Source organism: Mycobacterium hubeiense, assembly GCF_002838065.1.
GTDB lineage: Bacteria > Actinomycetota > Actinomycetes > Mycobacteriales > Mycobacteriaceae > Mycobacterium > Mycobacterium hubeiense.
In genome coordinates this window covers 1-10,423 of sequence record NZ_PIZU01000073.1, presented here as the reverse complement: position 1 = coordinate 10,423, position 10,423 = coordinate 1, and the positions used below count along the sequence as shown (strand labels likewise).

The window sequence follows — 10,423 nt, the reverse complement described above, 5'->3', positions numbered from 1 at the left end:
AACAACGTCTACCTCTACGAGCAGCCCACCGGAGAACGCGACCACGAACACGCACCCACCACCACCGATATCGACACCCATACCCGCGTGCGCGGCACCACCGCGCAGGCCGCCGCCGCGCTGCGAACCATCCTCGGACGCGACCGCGACTCGGCCACCATCGCCGAAACCGCCGCTGCCGCAGCCGAACACACCCAGCTGCCCGCCGAGGTTACCGACCACCTCGACCACCACCGGCGCGTCGTCACTGACCTACGGCGGGCCCACCGGCACGACCGCGGCCGCACCGCTGACAACCGCCACCGCGCAGCAAAGCAGACCGCCGACCGCGCCCTGGCCGACATCCTCGCTGTGGCTGGCCGCCACGGCGGCGACCCCCTGCCCGCCGGACCGCTGGCGGTGCCCTACGCCCACGCGGTCACCACGGCCCACTCCCGCAACCGGGAGGACCTCGACCAACTCATCACCGACACCCACACCGCCGCCAAGGCCCGCGACCGCGCCGTCGTGGTCGTCTCCCCCACACCCGAGCCGCCATACACAGAGCGGGGATGGATGGTCGTCCCCTACAACCCCAAACGGCTCACCACCACCCCGATGCCCCGCGACGCAGTCCTCATCATCGACAACGCCGCAGCCGCGCGCCCCACCGACCTGGCCCGCATCGCCCAGCACGCCGCCGCCCATCACGCCCGGCTGCTGCTCGTTGACGACGACCAACCCGGCCCCTCGCGTCGGCTCCTCGACGGACTCAACCTCCCCTGGGCTGCTCACCACCACGACATCGACCCCGCCGCCCGCGCCGCAGCACTCACCATCGCCGACCCCGAACTAGCCGCCGACATCGACCGCCACCGTGCCACCCACCAACGCGGCTGGCACCAACTCACCCGCATCCGCGACGTCACCGAGCGTCACCGCGACCGCGGACGAGACCTCGACAACGACTACGGCCTGGACATCTGATCCAAAAACCACCGCTTCCTAGAACCGTTCGTTGTCGGGACGGGCTCGCTACGCTCGTCCGTGTGGCCACCAGCTCGCCGGACTCGTCAGGCAGCGACGAAGCTGACGACGACCTCGACGCCGCCTATGCAGCGGCAGTGATAGACAACCCCGCCTACCCGTATGACTCCGAAGAAGAGCAGCAGGTCGCCCGAGCGGTACGGAACGCCCGCGCGATCCTCCCGCGCGGGGGTGTCAGAAGAAGAGATCACCATCGTTGACACGCCCTAGCCGACGACAGCCCTCACAGCGACTTCGACGTCGAGCCGGAGCGCCTCCCGCTGATCGCCCGCACCCCCGGAGCTGTGACCTACCTACTGGACACCAACGTGGTGTCCGCTTTGCGCAGAGCCTCAATTCCTGTCGTGCCGTCGCGGAAGGCAGCTCCCAGGACTGGGTGGCGTGGCACGGGGACCTGCCTTTGCCGCTTGTCGCGAAGATGTACGCCGAAGGTGGACCTGAGATGAGCAACAGATCAATCACACTGACCTACGAACAGCTCTGCGCGTGGGCAGGTCGTGACTTATCTAGTGACGAGATTGACCAGCTCCACTCGGCCATTCCCTTTTCGTCGATACCAGAAGCCATTTCAACGATCTCCGACAATCTGGATTGCGGAGGATCGGTATGACAACTCACACGCCTCGCCGAACCATCCGGATGTCCGATGAGGATGGAACGCCGGTCACGCCAAGGCGCGACAGCGGGGCTGTCACTCCCTGGGAAGACGAGTCGTGCGAGTCCGACGTTAGTCGTCGCGCAGAGCCTCAATTCCTGTCGTGCCGTCGCGGAAGGCAGCTCCCAGGACTGGGTGGCGTGGCGGGGGGACCTGCCTTTGCCGCCGCCGCCCCGCCTGTCCTCGCCTGACCGAGCGCAGCTCGGCAATGGGTTGGCCGTCATCTCCAATCACCAGAAGGCATTCTCCTTGCCCGACGCGGGCCAGCGCTCCGTCCAGGTCATCACGGACCTCCTGCACATTCAACGACGCCATAGGCAGGCGATGTTAACCGCGTGGGAAACCGCCGAACCAGCGCGGTGGGTGCAGCGGGCTATGGATGTGTCCCTGAAACGACTATTTTAGAAGCACTCGAAGCGTGGTGATCACCGATTGCGGCTGAGCAGCTCGCGCAGTCGCTTGGCTCCGCGGTCGGACACCGATTGCGACGACAAGGCATACGCAGCGGCCTGATCGGGAGTCAGTCGACCGCCGCTGATGTGATCGCTTAGAAACCGCCGCACTTGCGCCTTTTCATCTGCCCCTGTCCAGCCGTTACGACCGCCGTAGAAAATGACGGAATCAAGGTCTTTGCGGACATCATCGTCGACTTGGGGACGTAGTGACCTGCCCGGTCAGCAGGTTGATCGCGGCCGCGCCAGCAGCCCATTCGGCTAAGGGCGTGGAGCCCTCGACGACAGCAAGCGAATAGCCCCGAGCCAAGCCCATCGCGAAGTGCAACGACCGTTCGTCTGGCACGAACGCCAGAACCGGACCGCGATCGGGTCGGCTACGGCTCTGGGGTGTGGCGTGACCCCCCGCTCGGATGATCTCGTCGAGGTCGGCATAACCAACGGTCGCCGCGTTTTGCGCGTTGCTCACCAGCAGCGGCGCTAGCTCCTCCTCGCGACTGCGTTCCCAAATCCAGTCGGCGGCCAGGGCGACGGATTCCTCAAACGGCCGATCTTCGACGTCATCGGGGCCCCACGCTGCGGCCCGCAGGTGAGTGGAGGGATGCAAATCCTCGGCGGCCATCACGCGATTCCTGACTGAGAACTGAGTTTGGCCAGGTAGCGGTAGGCCGTCGCCCGGCTCACCCCGAACGCTTGGGCAAGTTCGTGTACGGGTTCGCCCGTCCCGGCGAGGCGGCGCAGCTGTTCTTGTCGTTCGGGGGTCAATTTGGCCGGCTTGGTAGCCGGCAGTTGGCGGGCTCGCCGGGAGTCGCGCGAGGCAGCGCGACGCTCACGGCCGAGTTCGAGGTCAAGCTCGGCCAGCGTCGCCATGATGGTGGCCACCGCACCGCCTGTTGGTGTGCCGGTGTCCACACCTTCACGTAAGGCGCGTAACAGAATTCGGCGCTCACTCAGATCCGCGATGGTGCGGGTTACTTCCGCGACGGATCGGCCCAGTCGATCGATGGCGGTGACCACCACAGTGTCGCCCTCGCGGGCGTAATGCAGCAGGGCCGCCAGGCCCGGCCGAACGGTGTTCACCGCACCCGACAGCTTGTCGGTAAAGATTTGGCCGGATTCGACGCCCTGGGCGGTAAGCGCGGCGAGCTGTGCATCGAGGTCCTGGCCCAAGGTGCTGACCCGCGCGTATCCGAGAATCGCTGTCACACCGCTACCGTCTCATTGTCCTCTGCCATCGAGGATCTGAGACACGCCGTGTGAGACCCGAAATGAGACACCGCGACCTGGCGCGATGTGACCACACCGCGCGCCATGTGGGGCCGTCTCACTTCTTTAGAAATGGGACACGCAACGGATGCGCGGCGTGGGACGTGAAGGGCTCAGGCTCGCTGATCAGTAGGGCGAGAATGGCAACGAATTCTTGTCATGGGTGTGCTTCGGCTGGGTTCGAAGGTAGGGCTGGTTGTTGTCGTGTGGGTCGCTGGGGCCACCAGCTGGCTTCGCGTAGGAGTGTGGCGATGGCGGGCACGGTGAGGGTGCGTACGACGAAGGTGTCGAGTAGCAGTCCGGCGCCGATGATGAGGCCGGCTTGGATCATGATGGCGACGGAGCCGACCATGAGGCCGAACATGCTGGCGGCGAAGATTAGACCTGCTGAGGTGATGACGGCGCCGGTGTTTGCGACGGTGCGCAGGACGCCGACACGGATGTTTCGGCCGGATTCTTCGCGCAGGCGTGAGACGAGCAGCATGGTGTAGTCGGCGCCGACGGCAACGAGAATGATGAACGCCAATAGCGGTACGGGCCAGGCGATTTCCTGGCCGAATCCCCATTGGAAGACCAGGACGCCGATGCCGAGGGAGGCCAGGTAAGTGAGCAGGACTGGGCCTAGCAGGTAGAGCGGTGCCAGGAGCAGGCGCAGCAGCAGGACCAGGATGAGTCCGACGATGAGGGTGGTGGCGATGGCCAACTGTGCGAAGTCTGCCCAGAGGAATCGTTGGATGTCGGAGTTGACGGCGGGGAAGCCGGCGACGGAGACGGTGGCTTCTGCCAGTGAGGTGTTGGGTCGTGCGGTGCTGGCGGTGTGGGTGATCTGGTTGGCGAGGTCCATGGCTTCGACGCTGTAGGGGTCGTAGCTGGTTTCGATCATGAAGCGCGCGGTCTTGCCGTCGGGTGAGAGGAACTGTTTGGCGACGTCGGTGAATTGCCTGTTCTCGAAGGCGTTGGTGGGCAGGTAGAACCCGCTCGATGAGTCGGAGTCCTTGGCTGCGCGTGCAGAGTTTTGCAGTTGGGTCGCGATTTGGCTCATGCCGGAGAGCATTTCGATGTTGCTGTCGGCGAGGGTGCGCACACCGGTCGCGAGCGCTTGGGCGCCGGAGGCGAGTTGGCCGATTCCGTCCTGGAGGCGGCGAAGGTTGGCGGCCAGGTCGTCGGGGTTGCCGAGGGCGCCGAACGCTTTGTCCAGGGTGGCGACCGCGTTTTGGACGTTGGTGAGGGTGCCGGTGACGGTGGCATTGGTGGCGGGGTTGTAGCGGTCGCCGAGGGCGGCGATCTGGTCGAAGAATCCGCCGTCACGCAGGGTGGTCAGGATTCGTACTTGGTCGCGGATCTGGGCGCATTGCGGTGTGGTCGCACACCATGGCGAGGTGTTGAGGGCGCCGACGAGCGGGTCGAGCATGGTGATCGCGTTCGCTGCTTGTTCGGCCAGCGGTCGCAGGCCGGGGCCAGCTTGGATGGCTTGATCGGCGGTAGGGGCGGTGGCCGAAAGTTGTTGCAGTAGTGGTCGGAACTGGTTGATCTGGGTGCCGGCGGATTGTGCTTGGCCGAGGATTACGGCGAGGGGGGTCAGGGCGGTGCGCACGGTGGTGTCGAGTTGGGCTAGCCCGCCGGCGAGTTGATCGGCGCCGTCGGTGAGTTTGGCGAGGTCGCCTTTGCGGGCGTTGCCCTCGGCGACTGCGCCGGCCATTTTGTCTCCGATCTGGCCGTTTTGCCAGGCCAGTTCCGCTTGGTCGAGGCGTTCCCCGGTAGGGCGGGTGACTCCGGAAACCTTGGTGACACCGCTGACTTGGGAGACGCGGGAGGCCATTTCGTCGAGGTCGGCGAGTCCTTTGCCGGTGCGCATGTCGGTGGGGTTTTCGACGACGAGGAATTGGGTGATGACGATGTCTTTGCGGAAGTGTCGGTCCAGCAGCTGGTAGCCCTGGTTGCTTGCGGTGCTGGCTGGTTGCCCTTTGCGGTCGTCGTAGCTGATTTTGATGGTTGCTGCGACCGCGGACAGTGCGAGCAGGATGACGAGGCTGACGATCAGCAGCGGCACGGGGCGACGAACCACGGCCACGGCCACCGAGTTCCAGTAGCGGCGGGTGCGATCGGATTTGGGTTCCCCGATGCCGCGTTTGGCGGCGATCGCCAGTACTGGCCGGAGCAGGGTGACGGTGGCCAGGAAACCGAACAGGACGGCGATGGCGCACGCCGGGCCGAGGGCGGCGAAGACGCTGAGTCGGGCAAAGACCATGGCCAGGAAGGCGAAGGCAACGGTCGCGGCGGAGGCGAGGATGACGCGTCCGATGCTGGCGGTGGCGTGGATGATGGCTTGGTCGGGGGGTACCTGCGCGCGGCGCTGTTCGTGGTAGCGGCTGATCAGGAAGACGGTGTAGTCGGTGCCAGCGCCGAGCAGGATCGCGGTCATGAATGCCACGGTGAACTGTGAGACGGGCATACCCATCTCCCCGAGCGCGGAGAGCACACCGCGTCCGACGGCCAGGCTCAGCCCGATCACCAGCAGCGGGAGCAACGCGGTGAACACCGACCGATAGACGATCAGCAGGATCAGGGCGATGATGCCGACGGTAGCGATCGAGATCAGCAGCAGATCGTGCTCGGCGGAGGCGATCATGTCGCTGAACGTCGCTGGCGGTCCGGTCACCTGCGCGGTGACCGTTGATCCGGCGAATACTTCTGCGGCGATGCTGCGCACCGCCTTCACCGACTCGGCGGCGGTGGGGTCTCCCAGTGTGCCGGTCACCCCTACCGGCAGGTACCAGGCGTTGCGGTCGGGGCTGAGGGCCTGCGCTTCGGTGACCGGATCGGCGAGCAGGTCTTGAACCAGCAGAACGTGGTCGTGCGCGGCCTGCAACCGGGCGACGAGTTCGTCGTAGCGCTGCCGTGCTGCCGGTGTCAGACCGTTGGGGTCTTCCATGGCCACAAAGAGCAGGGTTTTCGACCCTTCTTCGCCGAAGGCGGTGCTCATGCGTTCCACCGTCTGCAGGGAGGGCGCATCGCGGGGAATGAGGTCCACCGACTGCTGGCGTACCACGGTTTCCAATCGCGGAAACAGCAACGCCAACACCACGGCCGTGCCCAGCCAGGCCCCGATGACCAGTGCTTTGTGGCGGAGGGGGAACCGACCCAGGGCTGCCAGCCGGGCGCTGTACTCGCGGTTGTCCGCCGGGTCGCGAGAGTCGTTACCGCGGCGCTGAGTTTGCGAGGCGGGGCCGGGGGAATCGGTCATGCCGTCGGTCACCGAACCTCCATGAGTCAACGATACTGTCGGTATCGCTACGCTACAGCATGTAGCACAAAGGCGGCGCCGGTGCGTCGGACACCAGCTCGCCCGAAAAAGCGGCCTACCGCGGGTTGACGATGTTGGCGTTGTCGTCCTCGGGCACGTCGTGGCGCACCACGCGCACCCGACCGTGGGGCAGGCACGCCATGTAGCCGTGACGTTTGCCGTACAGCTCCCACGCGGTCTCCTCAGCGTCGGGATCGACGTCGATGCGGTGTCCACGTGAAAAGCTCAGGTGCAGTCCTCCCTCGTCGTCGGACCAGGCCTGGGTGCACACCGCGCCAGCCAAATTGAGCAAGGGGCGCTCGTACACCGAGATTCGCAAAGGGTCGATGAGGACGGCCTCGACCGGAAATCGGTCGACAGCGGGCAGGGTCAGTATCAGGGGGCGCGAGATGACGATTTCGTTGTAGTCATCGAGGTCCAGAACCAGGCCGTCACGCACAGAGACGCGTTGTACGACACAGTCTTCGATCCATTGGGTGTACATGGCCGTCTCCTTCGGCGCATCGGTGAGCCGCACCCCGAATAGTACTACCAATGGTATCGCTGCGATACTGAAAGTATCGTTACGGTGTAATGCTGCCCGCATTCGCCTGGTGGGCGACTCGTCGGGTGGCCCGATCGATGCGGTCTCGGGTTTCGGCCGCTGACACCCGGTCGCTGATGAAGGCCACGAGATTGGCCAGCCAGATATCGGCGACGATTCCGGCGAGGCGCAGATCGGCCGGGGTGGGTTCACCGCCGGCGAGGGTGCGGGCCAACAGGGTTTCGATCGCCGCGGCGGCGCGGTCGAGTTCAGCGGCGGCGCGGGTGTCAGCCATGACGAAGGCGCGTGTCATCGCGTCGGTCAACAGCGGGTCACGCTGCCAGCGATCGTGCAGGTGCTCGGTGAGCCGGTCCAGTCGCTGCTGCGGCGTGGAGGCGCCGGTGGCCCAGTCCCCGGATACATCGAGGCGCTGAAACTCTCGGATCAGCGCCGCCACCAGCAGATGGGTTTTGGCTGGAAAGTATCGGTAGAGCGTGCCCACAGCGATATCGACCCGCTCGGCAACTGTCCGCATGTGGACCGCGTCGGAGCCGCCGGTGGCAGCAACAGCGAGCGCGGCATCCATAATCGCTTCCCGGCGACGTGCGGAGGCGCGTGAACGCAGCCCGCCAGCTGTGTGGCCCTGGTCGCCAGCCGAAACCCCCTGAGCCTGTACCGTTTCGCTGCTAACCCGCGCGCTGGCGGCGGTCATGATGCTTGGTCGCCGCCGCGGCGCGAGAACTGTTCGAGAAGCTCACCAAATCCACTGATGTCGCCGTGAGCGGCGAAATGCGCGGTGTCGACCACGACGAACACCGCATTCGCGGTAAACCGAGTAACGCCTTCCTGGACCCCTGCCGCCGCGACATGAAGCGCCCGCCCCTCACGGCCGGTGATATGCGCGGTGATGCGGTGAGGCTGGTGCAGTGGCACCGGCTGCAGATACTCCACCGTCAGAGCGCGCGTCACCGCCGGTGTGCCGGCGATCCACAGCGTGAAGCCCAGCACGTCATCGCACGCCGCCGCCACCGCCCCACCATGGGCTAAGCCAGGGGCCCCGATGTGGCGCTCATCGAAGGTCACATCGGCATACACCACGTCGGCGCTGCGATAGACCACCAGCCCCAGCCCGTGCGGATTGTCCGGGCCGCACCCCATGCACGTCGGGGTGTGAGAAGGCAGCCGTTCCGACGGCGCCGCGCTTTCAGGCACTAAACCGCTCCCAGTACTATTGGTTTCGCTGCGATACTCTTAGTACCACAACGGCTAGACTGTCGTTCACGACATCGCCCGAAATTCAATGCCGAGGTGAACCTGTGAACGACAGCAGCCAATCAGCGCTACCCCCCGATGACGACATCGACCCGCGAAGAATCCGCTCACGCAACCGGCTACTGGATGCTGCCGCAACACTTCTCAGCACAGGAGGGGTCGAAGCCGTCACCATCGATGCGGTCACCAAAGCCTCCAAGGTGGCCCGCACCACGCTGTATCGGCATTTCCAGAGTTCATCGCATCTGCTTGCAGCCACATTCGAGCGACTCCTTCCGCAGGTGACCACACCGGCGCCGACCAGCGGATCCCTGCGCGATCAACTCATCGAATTACTCAGCCGCCAAGCCACCCTGTTCAACGACGCTCCGCTGCACGTCACCACCCTGGCATGGCTTTCGCTCGGACCTACCGGCGCCAAAGACGACACCGACGACCGCCACGCATCCAGAGCACTGCGAGCCCGTGTCGTCGACCAATACCGACAACCATTCGACGCGCTACTGCACAGCGATGAAGCCCGAACCGAAATCAACGACTTCGACCTCGAACTGGCACTGTGCCAACTCGTCGGCCCACTCGCCTTCGCCCGCATGACCGGAATTCGCACCATCACCCACCACGACTGCGCGGACATCGTCGACGACTTCCTCGCCGCCCACCGCCGCCGAACTGCCAACCCTTCAGGCGTAGAGGAAGTGGTCTGACAGCCCAAAAAGACGACCGAAAAATAGGCACCTTGCGCGGACCCACGGTGACCAGCGTGAACACCGTGTCGGTGTGTCCCAGAAATCTGTCCCACTACGGCTCTAACGTGGACAGGGTTAAAAACACACCTGGAAAGGCGCGCATCGATGGCACTGCTGGGATACGCCCGCGTCTCCACGCTGCACCAGTCACCAGAGATGCAGATCGCAGCCCTCAGAGAGGCTGGTGCAGAACGTATCTGGATAGACCAGATGTCGGGAACCCGCGACGACCGACCTGAGTTGGCCAGCCTCCTGGATTACGTCCGCCGCGGCGATGTCCTCATGGTGTGGCGGCTGGACCGCCTCGGCCGTTCCCTACCCCACCTGCTCGCCGTCGCCACGGACCTGCACGACCGCGGCGTCGAACTGCGTTCCCTCACCGAATCGGTGGACACCACCACTGCGGGCGGGCGGCTGATCTTTCACGTCTTCGGCGCTGTCGCAGAGTTCGAACGAGCCATCGCAGCCGAACGCACCGCGGCAGGGGTAGCCACCGCCCGTGCCGCCGGCCGCCACCCCGGCCGCCCCGGTCTGAGCACCGACACCATCGCCGCCGCCCACGCGCTCGACAAAGCAGGCACTCCCCGAGCTCAGATCGCCCGCACCCTGGGCATATCCCGATCCAGCGTCTACCGATGCCTGGAACTAGCACGATGACCACACCGCGTCCCCTGTCGACGGCCATCCGCAACGAAGTGCTCGCTGCGTGCCGAACCGCCCTGCACTACCGCGGCGACCTGAAATCGCTCATGCTCGGCGCCGGTGTCCCCGCCGCGGTCTACAACCGCTATGACCACCTGGAAAACACCAAGGTCAAGATTGCCCGCAGCATCCTTGACGAGCTGCAAGAACTAGGACCCAACGGGTGGGCAGTCCAACGCCGCATCGTCACCGAACTGTGCGGCATGCAACGACCCGCCAACGGTGTCGAAGACCTCACCGCTGGCCGCAATGCTCTCGATGCGCTGCGCCGAACCGCCGCCCACGAAGGCGTCATCGTCGACACCGAACAGGCCGCCAGAAATGACCGGGCCACACGAGCCGCCAAGCGCCAACAGCACATCACCGAGCAACAGCAGACCCTAGACCGTCTCCGGACTGAGTTCGCCACCCTGGCCCGCAGCAAGCCGAGCACAAACGCCGAACGCCAAGCACGCGGCTACCAGCTTGAAAAGC

General features: G+C 65.2%; 9 protein-coding genes and 2 pseudogenes. 5 read left to right on the top strand and 6 right to left on the bottom strand.

The window, feature by feature from the left end; all coding sequences use genetic code 11:
* Together CWS39_RS29060 and CWS39_RS29885 are read left to right on the top strand one after the other, a co-directional pair.
* Positions 1-966 (top strand): annotated as a pseudogene (locus tag CWS39_RS29060) (MobF family relaxase); the annotation flags it as partial.
* 104 nt (positions 967-1,070) lie between these two features.
* A pseudogene (locus CWS39_RS29885) lies at positions 1,071-1,226 on the top strand (hypothetical protein); the annotation flags it as partial.
* A 1,094-nt stretch (positions 1,227-2,320) separates the two neighbouring features.
* Here the strand turns inward: CWS39_RS29885 and CWS39_RS27385 are convergent.
* From CWS39_RS27385 to CWS39_RS27360, 6 genes are all read right to left on the bottom strand, one after another.
* A complete protein-coding gene (locus CWS39_RS27385; protein ID WP_102145993.1) occupies positions 2,321-2,755 on the bottom strand; it encodes a hypothetical protein in 435 nt (144 codons plus the stop codon).
* Complete coding sequence (locus CWS39_RS27380) at positions 2,755-3,339, bottom strand: recombinase family protein (RefSeq protein ID WP_102145992.1); 585 nt, start codon at positions 3,337-3,339, stop codon at positions 2,755-2,757. Before CWS39_RS27380 ends, CWS39_RS27385 begins: the two co-directional genes overlap by 1 nt.
* 217 nt (positions 3,340-3,556) lie before the next feature.
* Complete coding sequence (locus tag CWS39_RS27375; RefSeq protein WP_199178325.1) at positions 3,557-6,643, bottom strand: MMPL family transporter; 3,087 nt, start codon at positions 6,641-6,643, stop codon at positions 3,557-3,559.
* A 115-nt stretch (positions 6,644-6,758) separates the two neighbouring features.
* Complete coding sequence (locus CWS39_RS27370) at positions 6,759-7,187, bottom strand: DUF6188 family protein (RefSeq protein WP_044544298.1); 429 nt, start codon at positions 7,185-7,187, stop codon at positions 6,759-6,761.
* A gap of 79 nt (positions 7,188-7,266) precedes the next feature.
* Complete coding sequence (locus tag CWS39_RS27365) at positions 7,267-7,938, bottom strand: TetR/AcrR family transcriptional regulator (RefSeq protein ID WP_102145990.1); 672 nt, start codon at positions 7,936-7,938, stop codon at positions 7,267-7,269.
* Positions 7,935-8,384, bottom strand: coding sequence for a PaaI family thioesterase (locus CWS39_RS27360; protein ID WP_084032456.1), 450 nt, complete (start codon positions 8,382-8,384; stop codon positions 7,935-7,937). Before CWS39_RS27360 ends, CWS39_RS27365 begins: the two co-directional genes overlap by 4 nt.
* 158 nt (positions 8,385-8,542) lie before the next feature.
* On the opposite strand from CWS39_RS27360, the gene CWS39_RS27355 reads away from it, so the two are divergent.
* From CWS39_RS27355 to CWS39_RS27345, 3 genes are all read left to right on the top strand, one after another.
* A complete protein-coding gene (locus tag CWS39_RS27355) occupies positions 8,543-9,205 on the top strand; it encodes a TetR/AcrR family transcriptional regulator (RefSeq protein ID WP_044543342.1) in 663 nt (220 codons plus the stop codon).
* Between the two features lie 147 nt (positions 9,206-9,352).
* A complete protein-coding gene (locus tag CWS39_RS27350) occupies positions 9,353-9,904 on the top strand; it encodes a recombinase family protein (RefSeq protein ID WP_044543343.1) in 552 nt (183 codons plus the stop codon).
* Positions 9,901-10,423 (top strand): hypothetical protein (locus CWS39_RS27345; RefSeq protein WP_158240423.1); only part of this gene is annotated, 523 nt, incomplete at its 3' end. The genes CWS39_RS27350 and CWS39_RS27345, both read left to right, overlap by 4 nt.